Source organism: Flavobacteriales bacterium, assembly GCA_025210805.1.
Taxonomy (GTDB): domain Bacteria; phylum Bacteroidota; class Bacteroidia; order Flavobacteriales; family CAJXXR01; genus JAOAQX01.
Genome location: JAOAQX010000034.1, coordinates 75,099 through 92,467, shown reverse-complemented (window position 1 = coordinate 92,467; position 17,369 = coordinate 75,099). Strand labels below are relative to the sequence as shown.

18 protein-coding genes are annotated in these 17,369 nt (G+C 33.7%); 8 read left to right on the top strand and 10 right to left on the bottom strand.

Annotated elements, in window-relative coordinates; genetic code table 11:
* Positions 1 to 12 precede the first annotated feature (12 nt).
* From pepT to N4A45_13400, 4 genes are all read right to left on the bottom strand, one after another.
* Positions 13 to 1,257, bottom strand: coding sequence for a peptidase T (gene pepT, locus N4A45_13415; GenBank protein MCT4666218.1), 1,245 nt, complete (start codon positions 1,255 to 1,257; stop codon positions 13 to 15).
* On the bottom strand, positions 1,254 to 2,333 hold the full coding sequence (gene aroC / locus N4A45_13410; GenBank protein MCT4666217.1) for a chorismate synthase: 1,080 nt from the start codon (positions 2,331 to 2,333) through the stop codon (positions 1,254 to 1,256). The genes pepT and aroC overlap by 4 nt, the downstream gene beginning before the upstream one ends.
* Positions 2,334 to 2,342: 9 nt before the next feature.
* Positions 2,343 to 3,455, bottom strand: coding sequence for an endonuclease (locus tag N4A45_13405; protein MCT4666216.1), 1,113 nt, complete (start codon positions 3,453 to 3,455; stop codon positions 2,343 to 2,345).
* Between the two features lie 100 nt (positions 3,456 to 3,555).
* On the bottom strand, positions 3,556 to 3,915 hold the full coding sequence (locus N4A45_13400; protein MCT4666215.1) for an SdpI family protein: 360 nt from the start codon (positions 3,913 to 3,915) through the stop codon (positions 3,556 to 3,558).
* Between the two features lie 176 nt (positions 3,916 to 4,091).
* On the opposite strand from N4A45_13400, the gene N4A45_13395 reads away from it, so the two are divergent.
* From N4A45_13395 to N4A45_13375, 5 genes are read left to right on the top strand one after another with little or no spacing between them, the layout of a single operon-like run.
* Positions 4,092 to 5,039: an NAD-dependent epimerase/dehydratase family protein gene (locus N4A45_13395; protein ID MCT4666214.1), complete on the top strand. Its 948-nt coding sequence runs from the start codon at positions 4,092 to 4,094 to the stop codon at positions 5,037 to 5,039.
* A 22-nt stretch (positions 5,040 to 5,061) separates the two neighbouring features.
* A complete protein-coding gene (cysS, locus tag N4A45_13390; protein MCT4666213.1) occupies positions 5,062 to 6,525 on the top strand; it encodes a cysteine--tRNA ligase in 1,464 nt (487 codons plus the stop codon).
* Entirely contained in the window at positions 6,510 to 7,454 is a 945-nt protein-coding gene (locus tag N4A45_13385) for a M28 family peptidase (protein ID MCT4666212.1), read from the top strand. The genes cysS and N4A45_13385 overlap by 16 nt, the downstream gene beginning before the upstream one ends.
* Before the next feature lie 18 nt (positions 7,455 to 7,472).
* On the top strand, positions 7,473 to 7,916 hold the full coding sequence (locus N4A45_13380) for a nucleoside deaminase (protein MCT4666211.1): 444 nt from the start codon (positions 7,473 to 7,475) through the stop codon (positions 7,914 to 7,916).
* Positions 7,917 to 7,919: 3 nt separating this feature from the next.
* Positions 7,920 to 8,369 (top strand): GreA/GreB family elongation factor, encoded by a 450-nt coding sequence (locus N4A45_13375; GenBank protein MCT4666210.1) that lies wholly within the window; start codon positions 7,920 to 7,922, stop codon positions 8,367 to 8,369.
* 3 nt (positions 8,370 to 8,372) lie between these two features.
* On the opposite strand, the gene N4A45_13370 is transcribed toward N4A45_13375, so the two are convergent.
* The 3 genes from N4A45_13370 to N4A45_13360 all read right to left on the bottom strand — a co-directional run bounded on the left by N4A45_13370 (position 8,373) and on the right by N4A45_13360 (position 10,880).
* A complete protein-coding gene (locus N4A45_13370; GenBank protein ID MCT4666209.1) occupies positions 8,373 to 9,797 on the bottom strand; it encodes a zinc-dependent metalloprotease in 1,425 nt (474 codons plus the stop codon).
* Between the two features lie 87 nt (positions 9,798 to 9,884).
* The gene (locus N4A45_13365; protein MCT4666208.1) at positions 9,885 to 10,553 is read right to left on the bottom strand and encodes a hypothetical protein; all 669 of its coding nucleotides are present in this window, start codon (positions 10,551 to 10,553) and stop codon (positions 9,885 to 9,887) included.
* 3 nt (positions 10,554 to 10,556) lie between these two features.
* On the bottom strand, positions 10,557 to 10,880 hold the full coding sequence (locus tag N4A45_13360; GenBank protein ID MCT4666207.1) for a PadR family transcriptional regulator: 324 nt from the start codon (positions 10,878 to 10,880) through the stop codon (positions 10,557 to 10,559).
* Positions 10,881 to 11,002: 122 nt separating this feature from the next.
* Between N4A45_13360 and N4A45_13355 the strand changes: the two genes are divergently transcribed.
* Both N4A45_13355 and obgE read left to right on the top strand, forming a co-directional pair.
* Entirely contained in the window at positions 11,003 to 12,127 is a 1,125-nt protein-coding gene (locus N4A45_13355) for an adenylate kinase (GenBank protein MCT4666206.1), read from the top strand.
* 9 nt (positions 12,128 to 12,136) lie between these two features.
* Complete coding sequence (gene obgE, locus N4A45_13350; protein MCT4666205.1) at positions 12,137 to 13,156, top strand: GTPase ObgE; 1,020 nt, start codon at positions 12,137 to 12,139, stop codon at positions 13,154 to 13,156.
* Between the two features lie 17 nt (positions 13,157 to 13,173).
* Here the strand turns inward: obgE and N4A45_13345 are convergent, their stop codons facing one another.
* Positions 13,174 to 14,187 (bottom strand): isoaspartyl peptidase/L-asparaginase, encoded by a 1,014-nt coding sequence (locus N4A45_13345; GenBank protein MCT4666204.1) that lies wholly within the window; start codon positions 14,185 to 14,187, stop codon positions 13,174 to 13,176.
* Between the two features lie 163 nt (positions 14,188 to 14,350).
* On the opposite strand from N4A45_13345, the gene N4A45_13340 reads away from it, so the two are divergent.
* Positions 14,351 to 16,096, top strand: a complete 1,746-nt coding sequence (locus tag N4A45_13340; protein ID MCT4666203.1) for a hypothetical protein — start codon at positions 14,351 to 14,353, stop codon at positions 16,094 to 16,096.
* Between the two features lie 213 nt (positions 16,097 to 16,309).
* On the opposite strand, the gene N4A45_13335 is transcribed toward N4A45_13340, so the two are convergent.
* Positions 16,310 to 16,513 carry a DUF2892 domain-containing protein gene (locus N4A45_13335; GenBank protein ID MCT4666202.1) on the bottom strand — a complete coding sequence of 68 codons (204 nt, stop codon included), beginning with the start codon at positions 16,511 to 16,513 and terminating at the stop codon, positions 16,310 to 16,312.
* An 89-nt stretch (positions 16,514 to 16,602) separates the two neighbouring features.
* The gene (locus N4A45_13330) at positions 16,603 to 17,238 is read right to left on the bottom strand and encodes a Crp/Fnr family transcriptional regulator (GenBank protein ID MCT4666201.1); all 636 of its coding nucleotides are present in this window, start codon (positions 17,236 to 17,238) and stop codon (positions 16,603 to 16,605) included.
* Between the last annotated feature and the right edge of the window lie 131 nt (positions 17,239 to 17,369).

Genomic DNA, 17,369 nt, shown 5'->3' with positions numbered 1-17,369 from the left:
AAAATTTGATGATTAAGCTCTTTCTTCAAATATTGAAAGAATATGAACAATTGTTTCAGAAGCTTTTACCATGTCTTCTGCACAAACCCATTCTTCTTTACTATGAAAAGCGTGCCCACCTGCAAAAATATTAGGACAAGGCAATCCCATAAAAGAAAGGCGAGAACCATCTGTTCCTCCTCGAATACTTCCTTTTACAGCATCTATTCCAGCTCTTTCGATGGCTTCGATAGCGTAATCTGATATTTCAGGATTTTTTTCAACAATTTCTTTCATATTTCGATATTGCTCTTTGATAATAAATTCGAAATCTGAATTTGGATAGTTTTTAAGAACATCTTTACAAATATCAGCCAATTGTGCTTCCATTTCTTGAAGTTCTTCTGTTTTAAAAGATCTAACAATAAATTGAATAGAAGCCGTTTCTGATCCACCCTCTATGTGTACAGGATGTAAAAATGGTTCTCTTTTTTCTGTTGTTTCTGGCGATAATTTGTCTTTTGGAAGTGCTGCCACAATTTCAGATGCTATTTTTAATGCATTCTCTAAGCGTCCTTTTGCAAAACCAGGGTGTATCACTACCCCTTTAATATTAATGGTAACACCATCGGCAGAAAAAGTTTCATCCTCAAAATGTCCCAAGGTAGAACCATCCATGGTGTATCCAAAATCGGCATCGAGTTTTTTGATATCTACAAGATCTGCTCCTCGTCCAATTTCTTCATCAGGAGTAAAAAGAATCTTAATAGTTCCATGTTTTACATCTGGATTTTCATGATAAAATTGTATGGCCGACATAATCTCGGCAACTCCAGCTTTATCATCTGCTCCTAGTAATGTTTTACCACTTGCTGTAATTACCGTTTGCCCTTCTTTTTTTCCTAATTCTCTGTGTTTTGAAGGGGAAATAATAATTTCTTGATCATCTGGAAGAATAATGTCTTTCCCATCATAATTTCTGTGAACAATAGGTTTTACATCTTTTCCTGAAGCATCAGGAGAAGTATCTACATGGGCACAAAAACAAATACTTGGAATATTTTCTTTTTCAGAATTTGAAGGTAAAGTGGCATATACATAACCATGCTTATCCATCTCAGCATCTTCTAGACCGAAAGATTTCAATTCTTCTACTAACTTTCTAGATAAGTCCTTTTGCTTTTCCGTAGATGGACAAGTAGGGGAATTTGGATCAGATTCGGTATCTATTTGTACATAAGAAACAAATCTGTTAATGAGTGATTCTTTGTTTATCATAATGTTGTTTTTCTACTTTGTTCTAATAATAAAAAATCCATACAAACCAAGGCTGCCATAGCCTCTACAATCACAACAGCTCTGGGAAGTACACAAGCGTCATGCCTTCCTTTTGCGGTGAATTTTATGGATTCGTTTTCTGTGTTTACACTATTCTGTTCCTTCAGGATAGTTGCAGTAGGTTTAAAAGCCGTTCGGAAATAGACTTTCTCTCCGTTTGTGATTCCACCAAGTACACCTCCTGCGTGGTTTGTTTTAGTATGAATGTTTTCGCCTTTTTTTTCAAAAGCGTCGTTGTGTTCACTTCCTTTCATTTCTGTTGCCAGAAAGCCTTTACCAATTTCAAAACCTTTTACAGCATTTATTCCCAAAAGGGCATAGCCGAGCCGAGCTTGAAACTTATCAAATACGGGTTCTCCTAAGCCTACGGGTAAACCCAAAACTTCTGTATAAACACTTCCACCCAAACTATTTCCTTCCCTTTGGGCTTCCAGAATAGCTTCTCGAAAATATTGGTTATACTTTTGGTTTCCTGCTCTGGTGTCAAATTGCTCAACGCTTTCCCAGTTAATCTGGTTCAAATCAGTTATTCGGTATTGGTAAACACTATCTACACAAGCTCTAATTTGAATTCCAGATTTTTGTAGAATACATTTTGCCACCGCTCCTGCAACCACTCTACAAGCGGTTTCTCTTGCAGAAGAACGTCCACCGCCTCTATAATCTCGGATTCCATACTTTTTTTGGTAAGTAAAATCGGCATGAGACGGACGAAACACCTCTTTGATATTGGAATAATCTTTTGATCGCTGATCTTTATTTTTTATACTAAAAGCAATAGGTGTTCCTGTAGTTTTTCCTTCAAAAATTCCAGAATGAAAATGAACAATATCACTTTCTTTTCTAGTGGTAGTCAATGAAGATTGTCCTGGTTTTCTTCTGTCTAATTCACTTTGAATAAAATCTAAATCCAAAGTGATATTCGCTGGACAACCATCAATAATTCCTCCAATTTGTTCCCCATGGGATTCTCCATAGGTGGTAAGTTTAAAAAGTGAACCGAAGCTATTACTCATAAATAAATATTAAAGACTCAAATAAATAGGAAGGTGATCAGAATAATCTCCAATATATTTAGGTCCTGCATACGTTCTGCTAGGAGAGTAAGTTCCGTATTTTGGATGCTTAAAGACCATATAATCCTTTCTAAATACATTAAAGTCTTTTTGCTTTAAAGCAAATTCACCCTTTGGATTCATCATATTTGGCGATACAATTATTTGATCCAGCATTCCCCATTTTCCTCTATAAGAATGTGATCCTTGTTTTGTTTTAGGCGCATTTTCTTGCCATTCTAGGGCAAAATTATATAGACCTTTTGTTGATTTTGTTGCTTGAAGTACTTTTTGGATACTTTTATTGGTAGGGTAGTCATTAAAGTCTCCCATGATAACAATATTGGCATTTCTATCTTTAGTAAGAATTCTATCCACCAATTTTTTAAGTGTTTTAGCGGCAGCTTCTCTTTTGTAAGAAGAAGCTTGTTCTCCTTCTCTTCTACTAGGCCAATGGTTTACAAAAGTGTGTAAGATTTTTCCATCAATTAGCTGAAATTTAGAATACAAAATATCTCTAGTTAAAGTTCTAGGAATCTCTGGTGTGATAGCTTCCTCTTCTAATAATTTTGCAAAATCTTTTCGGTAAACTAATGCATTATCGATTCCTCTTTTGTCAAGAGATTGAAAATGTGAAATACCGTAATTTCCTTTTTTGAGTGTAGTTTTTTGAGTTAGATCTTCTAAAACTTTACGATTTTCCACTTCTACCATTCCCAAGAATATAGGGAGTTCTCCAGGAATATCATCAATTACCCTTGCGAGGTTATTGAGCTTTTTATGATAACGTTCTTTTGTCCAAGAAAGCTTTCCTTTTGGTAAAAAATCGTCATCTAATGTTTTGGGGTTATTATGGGTATCAAAAAGGTTTTCCACATTATAGAATGCCAAAATTTTCTGATCGAATTTTTTGAGTTTTAGGGTCGAATTTGAATTCTTTTTGGGTGCTTTTGTCTCTGCTTTTTTCTGCTCAGTCTTAGTAGTTGCTGAGTTATTATCAGATTTCGAACGATTGTTTGTTTCGTTATTTTGACAAGACAAGAAAATGGTAAATAATCCTGCGATCCAAAGTGTTTTTTTCATTTGAAATATTTTTCATCAAAGATAAGGAATATTCAGTTTTTATATTCATGAAAAATACATGAAAGATTTTCGAAATCTTTATTTCATTATTTGGAAAACATTACTTAGCGTCAAATCTTTTTTTGATCACTTTTTCTACACGAAGAACAAAAAAAACGATTATCAAAATCATGATTCCAAGACCTAAAACTAGACCCAAAAGATGGTTATTTGGCTTAAAAAGTAACCCAATAATTCCTGATAAACTCATGATTCCTCCATATTTCATCATTTCAATGGCAGCATAAGTTTGAGAAAAATTCCAACGCTCTTGGTTTTTCATAGAGTTTTTTGATCGATATCCATAGAATGTATTGATTTTTTTAGGAGGGAATTTGAACATGATTAAACCTGCAATAATTAAAATAATCCCAGTAAATGAGGGAATTAAAAAAAGTGGATTGTCAAAAGGAATATTCATCTATTTTTTGATTTTGTGTGGTACTAACATACGCATTTTTCTGTGTTCCTGAAATTGTAGAATAGAGATAAGAATTGAATAAATTTTGGTTTAGAAGATTTTGTAAGGGTCTTATTTAATTCTTCCTTATAAAAAAGTATCTTTGTCTTACTTATTTTAAAAGACGAAAGAGGATGATAAAAGATAAAATTTTAGTGATAGGAGCTTCGGGTCAAATTGGATCTGAATTGGTATTGGAGCTCAGAAAAATATACGGAAATGATCAGGTGGTTGCCTCAGATATCAAAGATGCTTCATTAGAAGTAATGGAAGGTGGACCTTTTATAAATCTCGACATCATGGATGAGGTAAAACTCAACGCTGTGGTAAGAGAATATGAAATTACTCAAGTATATTTATTAGCTGCTATTTTATCTGCAACTGCCGAAAGAAATATAGAGCTTGGATGGAGACTCAATATGAGATCACTATCACATGTTTTAGATTTAGCACGTTTTGGAAAAATTAAAAAACTCTATTGGCCAAGTTCTATTGCTGTTTTTGGACCTACAACGCCTAGAGAAATGACTCCGCAAGTAACAGTTACCGAGCCTACCACAGTATATGGAATCAGTAAGTTGGCTGGAGAAAGATGGTGTGAATATTATCATCAAAAATTTGGCGTAGATGTTCGTTCTATTCGTTATCCAGGACTCATAGGGTATAAAAGTATGCCAGGAGGTGGAACTACAGATTATGCCGTAGATATTTATCATGAAGCATTAAAATCTGGAAGATATACTTCTTTTTTGAGTGAAGATACTTATTTGCCAATGATGTATATGCCAGATGCCATTAGAGCTACCATAGAATTGATGGAGGCACCTGTTGATCAGGTAAAAATCCGATCTTCATATAATCTAGGAGGAATTTCTTTTTCACCTAAAGAATTGGCTGCCGAAATTAAAAAGGAAATAACTGATTTCCAAATCGCTTATCAACCAGATTATCGTCAAGAAATAGCCGATTCTTGGCCTTCTTCTATAGATGATATTCGTGCTCAAGAAGATTGGGGATGGAATCCAAAGTATGATATAACTTCCATGACCCAAGATATGCTAAAGAACTTAAAGAAAAAATACTAATAAGATACATTACCATAAAACCATGAATCAACTTCAGATTTACAATTCTCATTCACGAAAGAAAGAAATTTTCAAACCTATCCATGAGGGTAGAGTAGGACTTTATGTTTGTGGACCTACGGTTTACAACGAAGTACATCTAGGGAATTGTAGAACCTTTATCAATTTTGATTTAGTGTTTCGTTATCTTAAATATCTAGGATATAAAGTGCGTTATGTTAGAAATATAACAGATGCTGGACACCTTGAAAGTGATGCCGATACTGGAGAAGATAAAATAGCTCAAAGAGCCAAATTGGAACAATTGGAGCCTATGGAAATTGTGCAAAAATATACGCTCAATTTTCATGATATAATGCGTATGTTTAATGCATTTCCTCCATCTATTGAGCCAACAGCCACAGGGCATATCGTGGAACAAATAGACATGATAGAAGACATCATCAAAAAAGGATACGCTTATGAAGTAAATGGCTCTGTATACTTTGATGTATTAAAATATCATGAAAAATACCATTACGGATCTCTTTCTGGAAGAAAAGTAGAAGATATGATCTCAGGAACTAGAGATCTTGATGGACAAGAAGAAAAGAGAAATCCATTGGATTTTGCACTTTGGAAAAAAGCCAGTCCAACTCATATTATGCGTTGGAATTCTCCATGGGGAGTTGGTTTTCCAGGGTGGCATTTAGAGTGTTCTGTAATGAGTAGTAAATACTTAGGTGAAAAATTTGATATCCATGGAGGTGGAATGGATTTGAAATTCCCGCATCATGAATGTGAAATTGCACAATGTACCGTAGCTCATGATGAAAGTCCTGTAAATTACTGGATGCATGCCAATATGCTTACACTTAATGGTGCAAAAATGAGTAAATCTACGGGTAATTCTATTCTTCCTATGGAGTTGGTCACTGGAAATAATGATTTCTTCGAAACAGGTTTTACACCCAATATTATTCGTTTTTTCATACTTTCTGCACATTATCGATCAAATTTAGATTTTTCTAAAGACTCAATGGAATCTGCGGTAAATGCTTTTCAGAAAATTGAAAAAATATACCAAGATATTTCCGAAAAAGAAGCAGGAACTAGAAATGAAAAAGAGGCATTAGAAAACGTTAAAAACAAAGCCTTGGAGGCCTTGAATGATGATTTTAATACACCACTTTTTATTTCTCATATTCATGAATTGGTAAAAATAGCCAAAGGAGAAGAAGCTTTAGATGAAGCCTCAAGAATCTTCTTTATAGAAACCATGGATGCTTTTGTTAATGATATCTTAGGGGTCGAATGGTCTACTATAACTACCGAAAGTAATAAAGAAAATAGCGAAGATGCCCTAGTGAAAATGCTCATGCAAATGCGTCAAGAAGCAAAGGAAGAAAGAAATTGGGAAAAAGCTGACTTGATTAGAAATCAGTTACAGGAAATAGGAATTGTGTTGAAAGATAGTAAGGAAGGAACAACTTGGAGCAAAGAGTAGGAAGATATTTATTGTTTTTGGGAATGATGTTTTCTTTGATGGCATGCGAAATGCCTACAAAAGAAAAGAGATGGGATTTGGCAACATTTAGACCCGAGTTTAATGAGGTTTCAGCTTATCACCATATTAGAAATCAGGTTTCTATGGGGTATAGGATCCCAGGATCTTTGGCACATAAAAACTGTCAAGATTATATCCGAAATCACTTGATTGCTTTGGACTTAAAACCACAAATTTCTCATCATCTAAAACAAACAGCACAAGGGCTTACCGAAATTTATAATATCATCGGAACGTATAATCCTACCGCTAAAAAACGAATATTTTTGGCAACGCATTATGATAGCAGATTTGAGAGTACAAACTCAAAATTTCCTAATGATGCAGCTAATAATAGTGGTTCTGGAGTTGCTATGATTATGGAATTGGCAAGTCAGATAGCCACAGATTCTTTGCCTTTTGGTATCGATTTTATTTTCTTTGATGGAAATGATCAAGGACAAGATAATTTGATGAGCACTTATGGAGTAGGATCACAAGCTTGGGTACAAGAAAACACTCAACAATACGAGTATGGAATTGTCATCAACAAAGTAGGAAATAAGAATGCTACATTTGTAAAAGAAGAGTTTTCTGGGTTTTTCTGTGGAGATATTCAAGAAAAAATTTGGCAAGTGGCTAAGAAAAAAGATTTACAAGCTTATTTTCCTGCCCAAAATATCACTCATTTATTGATTGATGATCACTACTTTATCAATAATAATTCTAGAGGAAACATTCCCACTTTATTAATTACAGATTATCGCTCAAAAACAAAGAGTTATTTTCCCCAATGGCACCAGCAGGAAGATCAAATGAATCAGATTGATAAAAATACTTTAAAAGCTGTAGGTCAGGTGATTTTAGAATTTTTGTACTTAAAAGAATAATACCAACACATTATAAAAATGGAGCTATTTTCTGATGAATATTTTATGAACGAAGCCTTAAAAGAGGCGAAGAAGGCTTTTGAGGCTGGCGAAGTTCCCATTGGAGCAGTCATAGTGGCTCAAGATACTATTATCGCTAAAGCGCATAACCAAACTGAAAGACTGAATGACTTTACTGCTCATGCTGAAATGTTGGCATTCACAGCGGCTTCAGATTATCTTGGAGGAAAATACCTTAATGAATGTACGCTTTATGTAACCCTAGAGCCATGTGTTATGTGTTGTGGAGCTTCTTACCATACAAAAATTGGAAAAATTGTTATTGGAGCTTCAGACCCAAAAAGAGGAGCATACTCAAAAGATCCTCAGCTTTTTCATCCTAAATCGGATATTCAGGTAGGGGTTATGGCAAAGGAGTGCCAAGAACTTCTTCAGTCTTTTTTTGCTAACAAAAGAGGATAGAGTATGATTGATAAAAAAGCGTTTATAGAATTTTGTAATCAACACATACAAAATCAGATTAATTTACTGGATGAACAAATTCAAAAAGTAAAATCTTCTTTGCAGAATGAATCAAAATCTTCAGCAGGGGATAAGCACGAAACAGGAAGGGCTCATTTGCAATTAGAAATGGAAAAGCTCGGTAAGCAAATTCAAGAAAAACAACTTATCCAAAGTCAGTTTTTACAAATTGATTTTCAAGAATTTCAAGATTCTGTTCAAAGAGGAAGTTTAGTAAAGACTTCAAAGAATTGGCTCTTACTCTCTGTTGGAATAGGAAATATCAATTTTGATGGAACAAAGATATTTTTAATTTCTGCATCAGCACCTCTCGGTAAAATACTTTTAGGAAAGAAAAAAGGTGAATCCGCTGTGGTAAACGGAAACACCTTTGATGTTTTGGAGATAATATAAAGGTTATATCTTTAGAACCTTATAAGTGTTTTTCCTGTTCTGATTAAACACATGAATCAAATAAAGACCATTTGTCTCTGGTAGCTCTATTGTGGTTTTTTGAGCATTCATCTCTTTTAGTAAAAGAGTCTGCCCTTGAAGATTGGTTATTTTTACAAAGGTATTTTTTAGTTCCAAGTTTTGTGATTCTATATGAATAGTCCCATTGCTTGGATTTGGATAAATATCGAAAGTACTTTCCCATTCATCTAATCCAATAGGATCGATGGTTTTTGTGGCAAGTTGTGTTCTATAATTATCCAAAGTATGACGCATAATTAGACCTTGTCCTTTTGAAAATGCATTTTGACAAGTTTGGCTGGAATAATCCATATAATTTTCAACCATATCAGGAAAATCAACACCAAAAAGAGTATCTACGCAGCTATTCTTTGTATGACTACAATCAAATTGACTATTTGCAGACATTAAAGGAGTATCATCCACATAATCATCTGCACTACAATTACCATCTCCCCAAATATGACGAAGTCCTAGGTAATGTCCTACCTCATGAACTGCCGCCAGACCTTCACCAGCTGTTGTATTATAAATGTTATACGGAGCTTCGAAACCAACAGGATTATTGCTCCCTATACCCGCAAAATGTACTAAGGCTGCCTGATTAAATCCTCCGAGTTGATCCAGTATATCGCTAGGAAAATTAGAATGAAACAATGGAGGAGTGGCAATTCCTAAAAGAAAAATTTCTCTGGTATTGTTTATTTGAGGTTCCAATATTCTGATATCCCCAGAATAGAGATTTAAATATTTTTCAGGGTTCCAAGGATCTGAACCACCTTTACTAGTTTGTGTGATTCTTGCAATATTGTGAAAAAGGCTATCATTCACCCAATTAATAATTTCTGCTGTTTGATTCAGAGCATAAGGCATTGTTCCTCCAAATTCTGTAATAGAAGTACTTACACGGTTGATTCCATTCGTAGGGTTTCCATTAGGATCTGTTGTTGCTAGTTCAAAACGAATTTTGGTGTCACCCACATAGTTTAAAAATTCACTTCGGGTATTGGCAGCCGTAGTATTAGTTCTTGAATATGCTTTGTTTAATATTTTCAACTGATTGTGAATCACTGAGTCAGGGAGGTTTTCTTCTGCATTATTATAAACAACATGAAAAACCACAGGAATGGTGTAAATATATTGATTAGCAGAACTTTTAAGTTGTACATCTCCTTGAGGAATGCTGGTCAATACTTTATTTGATTTTTCAATAAATGAGGGATTTTTTTTATCAATATGTTCCATCAAATCATAAGATCCACAATACTCCTTTTGGGTAATTTTTTTTAGAGGACCTTGATAAATCTCTTGGGCTTGTAATTGAATTCCTAAACTCAAAGTTAGACTTAGAAAAATAATTTTTTTCATAATTATGGGTGTTAATAATGTAATATAATTTCAGCTTAGACAAAGCTATATTTTTTTTGATATAAACGTTGAAGTATTGTTATTTGTTTAAGTTAATTTGTAAAGCTGGTGATATTGTTTTTTGAAAAGTTGCTCTTTCTTTTTAGGTAACACGAAAAGTTGGTGGTAATTAAGAAATAAATAAACAGTAAAAATAAGCGTAAAGAGTATATATCCTATTAGGCGACTTGGCGGGTGAAGTACTAATAACTGAATTGCCAGATAATTCGGAATACTCATAGAATTGAGGATAACTCGATCCATGACAATTTGTTTATTATTTCTTTTGGATTCTTTTCTGAACAGATACATTTTATACAAACTGAAAAGAAACAGAATGGGAATTCCATACTGAATAAAAGGAACTTTAATGGGACTTTTTAGAATTTGAAAAATAGCAAAACCAACCAGAAAAACTAAAGAAATTTGTGGTATTCTAAACCATTTTAATAATTCTTTGAAAGTAATTTTCCAGTAGTGCTTTTTTAGTGCTTTTTCTCTTTCTTCAAGGATTTCTGAAAAACCAAATATTCCAAATGATTTATACACCTCATGAAAAGCATGTTCAAATGTTATTTCGGGATTTTTCTCCCATTTTGATTCTATTACCTGACAAATATGATCAATCAATTCAATCTTTAGATCATAATAGACAATGTCCTTTTTCTCCAAAAAAGCTTCAATTTTCTGGATTTCTTCTCGGTTTACGGTTCTCATTATTTAATTCATTTTTAAAAAAACATTCATATTTTGAATAAAAGCAAGGAGCTCATCAGTTTTGTTCACAACTTCTTTCTTTCCACGGGAAGTGAGTTTATAATATTTTCTTTTTCTACCTGCTACTTCTAGAATTTCACTTTCAATAATATCATCAGCTTCCATTCTGTGAAGTGTAGTGTATAGAGCTCCCTCAGTAATGGTTACTTTTCCATCCGAAATTTCAGTGGCTTTTTTAGAAAGCTGATAACCATACATTTTTCCTTCTTTTTCTAATAATTTAAGGATAATGGTTTGAAGTGAGCCTTTAAATAAATTCTTATTCATGACATCAAATATACCTAAATCTGTAAGGTATAAGAAGCCATTTTTAATTTTTTCTTAAAGATTGACAAACATTTAGCTGATATCTGATGATTCTATTGCATTATTTGGGTTAAATTCGCATGATGAATCACATTCGTATAAACGACCTTTTTTTTAAACCCTATTTGAGTTCCCAAGAAATTCAAGCAGGAATAAAAGCTTTAGCTAATCAGATACAAAAAGATTTTAGAGATGAAGAATCTCCTATTTTTTTAGTTGTTTTGGGTGGAGCTATTCGTTTTGCTTCAGATTTAATGAAAACAATTGATCTTGAATCTGAGTGGTATTTTGCAAAAGCAAGTTCCTATCATGGAAATTTGAATCAAGAAGAAGTGCGTTTTGATCTACTACCTAATAAATCTATAATTGCTGGGAAAACTGTAATTATTTTAGAAGACATAGTAGATACTGGTAACACCATTGGAGCTTTGATCCCAGAATTACAAAAAATGGATGTCAAGCGTGTTGAAATAGCTACTTTATTACTCAAACCTGAATGTTATTCCTTTGAATATCCTGTGAAATATGTGGTGAAAGAAATAGACCCTTTATTTGTTGTAGGATATGGATTAGATTATCAACAAAAAGGTAGAAATCTTAATGATATTTACCAACTAAATAAAAACACGATGTTAAATATTGTACTTTTTGGACCTCCAGGAGCAGGAAAAGGAACACAATCTGAAAAATTGGTAGAAGCATTTGAATTAAAACATCTTTCTACAGGAGATATTTTTAGATATAATATCAAAAATGAAACAGAACTGGGTCTTAAAGCCAAGGCTTTTATAGACAAAGGAAATTTGGTGCCTGATGAAATTACTATCGGAATGCTTGAAGATCAGGTAAATCAAAACGCTGATGCAAAAGGATTCATCTTTGACGGTTTCCCAAGAACAACGGCACAAGCAGAAGCCTTGGATAAATTTTTGGCAACAAAAGATTCAGGAATTTCTATGATGTTGGCACTTGAAGTTCCAGAAGAAGAACTTGTAAAAAGACTCCTAGAAAGAGGAAAAACGAGTGGTAGAGCAGATGATACCAATGAAGAAATCATCAAAAACAGAATCAGTGTTTATAACAAAGAAACAGCTATTGTAAAAGATTTTTATGAAGCTCAGAATAAATACGCTGGTATTGAAGGTATTGGATCTATTGAAGAAATAACCAATCGCCTTGTTTCCAAAATTGAAAAAATAAACGCTTAATACGAAAGCATGTCTTCAGAAGGTTCAAATTTTATTGACTACGTCAAAATATACTGTGCCGCAGGGAATGGGGGAGCAGGTTCTACTCATTTTATGCGTTCAAAAGAAGACTCCAAAGGTGGACCCGATGGAGGTGATGGAGGACGTGGTGGTCACATTATTTTGAGAGGAAACAAGCAGATGTACACCTTGTTGCCTCTTAAATTCAGAAAGCATATAAAAGCAGGGCAAGGAGAAAATGGAGGGTCAAACCGTAAGCATGGTGCAGATGGTTGGGACGAAGTAATCGATGTTCCCTTAGGAACAATTGCTAAAGACGAGGAAACGGGTCAGGTAATTTTTGAAGTTCAAGAAGATGGAGAAATGCAAATATTGCGTTATGGAGGTCTTGGAGGACGAGGAAACGACCATTTTAAAAGTCCCACAAATCGTGCTCCAAGATATTCTCAACCAGGTACTTCTGGGGAAAAAGGATGGAATATTCTTGAACTAAAAGTACTGGCGGATGTAGGATTAGTAGGTTTTCCAAATGCTGGTAAATCAACACTTTTGAGTGTAGTTTCAGCTGCAAAACCAAAGATTGCTAACTATGAATTTACTACCTTAACACCAAATTTGGGCGTAATAAAATACCGAGAAGGATTACACTCTTTTGTGATGGCTGATATTCCTGGAATCATCGAGGGTGCAAGTGAAGGAAGAGGATTAGGTTATCGTTTCCTAAGACATATAGAAAGAAATGCCGTATTACTTTTTATGATTCCTGCAGATTCAAAAGATATCCAAAAAGAATTTGAAGTTCTTAAAAATGAACTTTTTAAATACAAGAAGGAATTATTGCAGAAGCATGCATTACTGGCTATTACTAAGTCTGATATGCTTGATGAAGAACTCATGGAAGAAATGAAAGAAGAAATTCCCGATGGAATCGAAACTCTGTTTATTTCCTCGGTGGTACAACAAGGGTTGAGTGAGTTAAAAGACAAGCTCTGGCAAAAAATACAAGATGCTAAAAAGGAATTTGATTAATCAAATTCCTTTTTTTTCTATTGAAACATCAATATTTTCTTTTCATTGGGTTTTGCATAGGCTCTAAACATACCTGGAGTATTAAAAACCATAGAAATATTTCCATTTTTATCTAAAGCGACAATCCCTCCGTCTCCTTTAGCTTTTACAAGTTTATTATTGATGGTGTTCTGAGCAGATTCTTCCAATGATTTTTGAGCATACTCCATTTGAGCAGCAATATCATGAGCCACTGCATACCGTATAAAATACTCACCATGTCCTGTTGCAGATACGCCACAAGTATGATTATCGGCATAAGTAGCGGCACCTATTATTGGCGAATCACCAATTCTATTCCAACGCTTATTCGTCATTCCACCAGTGGAAGTTCCAGCTACAATATTTCCCTTGTAATCTAGAGCTACACAACCAACAGTACCGTATTTCCAATCTGGGTTTTGATCCTCTAAAGCGGCTGTTTGTTCTTTTTGTAAACGATTTTGTAAAGCTTGCCAACTTCTTTCCGTATAAAAATATTCTTGAGAAACGGTATCCAAATTATGCTCCAGTGAAAATTGATCGGCACCTTTACCTACTAGCATTACATGTGGAGATTGAAGCATAACAGCTTTGGCTGCTTTAATAGGATTTTTCACCTTAGTGACTCCTCCAACGGCACCAGCATTTTTATTGGAACCGAGCATGATGGAAGCGTCAAGTTCATTCTTCCCTTCGTGAGTAAAAACAGCACCTCGTCCTGCATTAAATAGGGGATTGTTTTCTAAATAGGAAATAGTTTCTACTACAGCATCTAGGGCTGCTCCATTGTTTTTTAGGATATTTTCACCAATACTAACTGCTGAATCTAAAGCATTTTTATAACTTTTTTGTTTTTCTTCGGATAAATTTTCAGGTGTTATATAACCAGCACCACCGTGCAAAACAAGAGCGTATTTAGGTTCTTGGAATGTTTTTACGGTTGTTTTTTCATAATTTTCGCATGAAAATATGAACAGAAATAGGGTTAAGAAGGTATAATTTGATTTCATAAAGTTGTTTTATTTCACAATATACATAAAAGCTTTTATCAAGCCCTAAACCAATATTTTGATCTCTCATTTACCATTCGTAACATATATCTTACACTTCGTAACTTTCTTGTTTATATTATAACAATAGTTATTTATTTTATGGTATTATTGAAAAAAAAACATGAAACTTAAAAACTTTTTATTACTAGCTGGTTTGTCTTTTACTGCTTGTGATACTATTAGTGCTCAAGGTCTGAGCTCGGATTATTTTGAAATAAAGATTCAGAATAAATCCACTTCTATTTGGAATGATTCAGGAAGTGGTTCTCGAAGATATGTAGCTATTTGGAAGCCTGTAACTTCATCTGGATACTTTCATTTTGGACATATAATTTCTAGAAAATATAACTATCCAAGCAACAAGAAGCCTGTAACAATAACTTTGAAGCCAAAAAGAGGTTATGAGCATTTATTTTCTAAACCTAATAGTTTTACGAAAATTTGGGATGACGCTGGTTCTGGAGCAGACAAAGGTGTTAATATTTTTAAAGCCAATTGTAAATCTGGATATGTAGCTTTAGGAATGGTTGCTTCAAGTAGTTCAAAATTCCACGATCCTAATTTTAGATGTGTAAAAGAGGTTTTTCAAAACAGAGGTGAGACTGTTTCTATAGTGACCAAAGCAGATTACCAAGATCTATCCAATAATCCAAAAAAGAAATTAGCCTTTTGGGATGATGCCCTTTCAGATGCTAAAGTAGATATTTCTATGTGGAAGCCAATTATGACATCTCCTCCTGCTGATGAAAATACAGCTTGCCTTACCCCAAACACCTTTTTTGCAAATACTGGTGATGACAGTCACGGAAGTTTTCCAGATGGGGATGCTTTCGCAATAAATTTGCAATTTAAAGGTATAAAAAAGAATACCAAAATCAAAAAAAGACTCCCCAAATACCTTGATAGACCTGAACAACCATCTCCAAGTTGGTTAAGTAGTTTTCAAGAAATTGTCAAGGATACTATTCCATTTTTTGCTGTTCAAGATAAAAATTATGATTCTCAAATAGAGCAATTTCAAAAGAATCCAGTTTATTATGTAACTAAAACAACCAAATACAAATTTTTGGATGGTTTGGAGGCAAAAGCGAAAGACGAATCCTTAACCATATCAGTTTCAACTGAAATGTCAACGGAAAGTAATTATGATAATAGTCTAGGTATCGCTGTTGGAATTAGTGCTGGATTTGAAGCTGGATGGGATTTCTTAGGAAAAGCAACGGTTAATGGCTCAGTAAGCGTTGAAGGGTCTTACTCACACTCTTGGGGAGGTTCGGAATCTAAAACTGAATCCATTACTAAAGAGCATCCATTGGAAGTAAAAAAGGGTTGGTACGGTTGTTTGTTGCAAACTGTTGTGCAAACTGTAGTTAGAGATATGAAAAATAGGGTAGTAGTTAAATATACCTCTCCAATGGGACATGTTGAGCGCATGTACTGGATTCCTCAAAACGAAAGAGAAGGTGGAGGGAGTATAGATACAAAAAACACTGTTATACTTAAGCCAGGAGCTAAAATTGTGGCTGATAAGAAGTATTATTCTGCTAACAAGAATTTTTACGTTATTTTCCAAGCAAAAGATGGAAACTTAGTTATCTACACAAAGGATAACAAACATGTATGGAATATGTATGTGTATGCTCAAAGAATATTAAATGATAAAAGAAACTTTCTTCATGGTAAGGGGCTTTTAATGCAAAATGATGGAAATCTAAAAATTACAAATGCAAAAGGTGGGTATCATTGGACATTATTCACTAAAGCGAATCAGTGTACCAAGAATTCTAGTTTAGTACTGACGAATGAAGGTAAATTGATTCTTGTAGATTCTAATAACGAAACTGTTTGGATAGGTAATAAGTTTTAATTGATTATTCGTTTATAAAACTCCTCTTTTTTACTCTTCAATTAGTGTTATATTTAATGAAGTTAGAGTTTTATCTAATACAATGTAATTATATTTTGTTTTTAACGGCTTCTGAGTTTCTCCAAAGAAGCCGTTTTTGGTTTTACAGAGGTTATGGAGTTTTTTTATAAAATCCAAAAGTTATTATACATTTACAAAACCGATTATTATAATCTAATTTTTCTTACAAGTCTTTATCCCAAAAGGGAGATACAAAGGGCAAAAGCTGATTAAACTTGTTAATACAAAAACGATAGATAAAATAACAGCTACTATTCCAATAGTTCCCGAAAGCGTTCCATTATAATATAAACCAACAAGTAAAATGGCAATGATAATTCTAATGATTTTGTCGGTAGATCCCATATTTTTCTTCATAGTATTTTTTTTTAGAGTTGTTATAAATAAAGTCTGAATGATTTCTCAAAACTATAAACCATTTAAAACCTGAGCAGTGACTAGGGTCACTACTTACCTAAAAATTTAATGCTTTGATGAGATTGTTTTACAAAACCTTGATTTTCCAGTTTTTTCATCACTCTACTAATAACTTCTCTTGCGGTTCCTAAGTCTGAAGCAATTTCTCTATGAGAAATTTTAATTTCGGTAGAGTTATTTATTCTAGCTTTTTCTTTTAGGTAATCATATAAACGATGATCGAGTTTATCAAACAAAACATGATTTATCGTGGAGAGCATATCCTGATACCTTTTATTGTATTGGTTAAAAAACAAAGTGTTAAATTCAGGGTATTCTTTTATCCATTTCTGTACTTTATCTATAGGAAGCAGTAGTAGGGTTGAGTCTTGTAGAGAAACCGCAGAAACCATACTAGGTTCATTCTTTAAACCCGAAGAAAATGACATCACACAACTTTCATTTTCTTGAATATAATAGAGTAATAGATCTTTTTCTTGATAGGGGTTATACACTTTGAGCAATCCTTTAAGAACGATGGGTATTACTTTGATATATTTTCCTTGGCTTAAAATTTCTTGATTTTTTGGTATTTCTTTTATCATGCCTTCTAATTCCATTAACTCTATAAGATTTGGGGAGAAATATGGATACGCGTGTTTAAGTTTTACCTGAAAATCATTCATTCCTGATCGCTTTTTGGTTAATATCAATTGAAGTATTAAAATTACTTAAATCTAAGCTTTGTGTGGATGCAACTGTATGAAATTCCTATAAAATGATGACAAAAACAGCGTAAAGAATTGAATACTTTTGA

Excerpts from the sequence above, each read along its gene's own strand:
- pepT (MCT4666218.1), bottom strand. The coding sequence starts at position 1,257 with ATGATAAACAAAGAATCACTCATTAACAGATTTGTTTCTTATGTACAA.
- aroC (MCT4666217.1), bottom strand. The coding sequence starts at position 2,333 with ATGAGTAATAGCTTCGGTTCACTTTTTAAACTTACCACCTATGGAGAA.
- N4A45_13405 (MCT4666216.1), bottom strand. The coding sequence starts at position 3,455 with ATGAAAAAAACACTTTGGATCGCAGGATTATTTACCATTTTCTTGTCT.
- N4A45_13400 (MCT4666215.1), bottom strand. The coding sequence starts at position 3,915 with ATGAATATTCCTTTTGACAATCCACTTTTTTTAATTCCCTCATTTACT.
- cysS (MCT4666213.1), top strand. The coding sequence starts at position 5,062 with ATGAATCAACTTCAGATTTACAATTCTCATTCACGAAAGAAAGAAATT.
- N4A45_13380 (MCT4666211.1), top strand. The coding sequence starts at position 7,473 with ATGGAGCTATTTTCTGATGAATATTTTATGAACGAAGCCTTAAAAGAG.
- N4A45_13375 (MCT4666210.1), top strand. The coding sequence starts at position 7,920 with ATGATTGATAAAAAAGCGTTTATAGAATTTTGTAATCAACACATACAA.
- N4A45_13370 (MCT4666209.1), bottom strand. The coding sequence starts at position 9,797 with ATGAAAAAAATTATTTTTCTAAGTCTAACTTTGAGTTTAGGAATTCAA.
- N4A45_13365 (MCT4666208.1), bottom strand. The coding sequence starts at position 10,553 with ATGAGAACCGTAAACCGAGAAGAAATCCAGAAAATTGAAGCTTTTTTG.
- N4A45_13360 (MCT4666207.1), bottom strand. The coding sequence starts at position 10,880 with ATGAATAAGAATTTATTTAAAGGCTCACTTCAAACCATTATCCTTAAA.
- N4A45_13355 (MCT4666206.1), top strand. The coding sequence starts at position 11,003 with ATGAATCACATTCGTATAAACGACCTTTTTTTTAAACCCTATTTGAGT.
- obgE (MCT4666205.1), top strand. The coding sequence starts at position 12,137 with ATGTCTTCAGAAGGTTCAAATTTTATTGACTACGTCAAAATATACTGT.
- N4A45_13345 (MCT4666204.1), bottom strand. The coding sequence starts at position 14,187 with ATGAAATCAAATTATACCTTCTTAACCCTATTTCTGTTCATATTTTCA.
- N4A45_13340 (MCT4666203.1), top strand. The coding sequence starts at position 14,351 with ATGAAACTTAAAAACTTTTTATTACTAGCTGGTTTGTCTTTTACTGCT.
- N4A45_13335 (MCT4666202.1), bottom strand. The coding sequence starts at position 16,513 with ATGAAGAAAAATATGGGATCTACCGACAAAATCATTAGAATTATCATT.
- N4A45_13330 (MCT4666201.1), bottom strand. The coding sequence starts at position 17,238 with ATGAATGATTTTCAGGTAAAACTTAAACACGCGTATCCATATTTCTCC.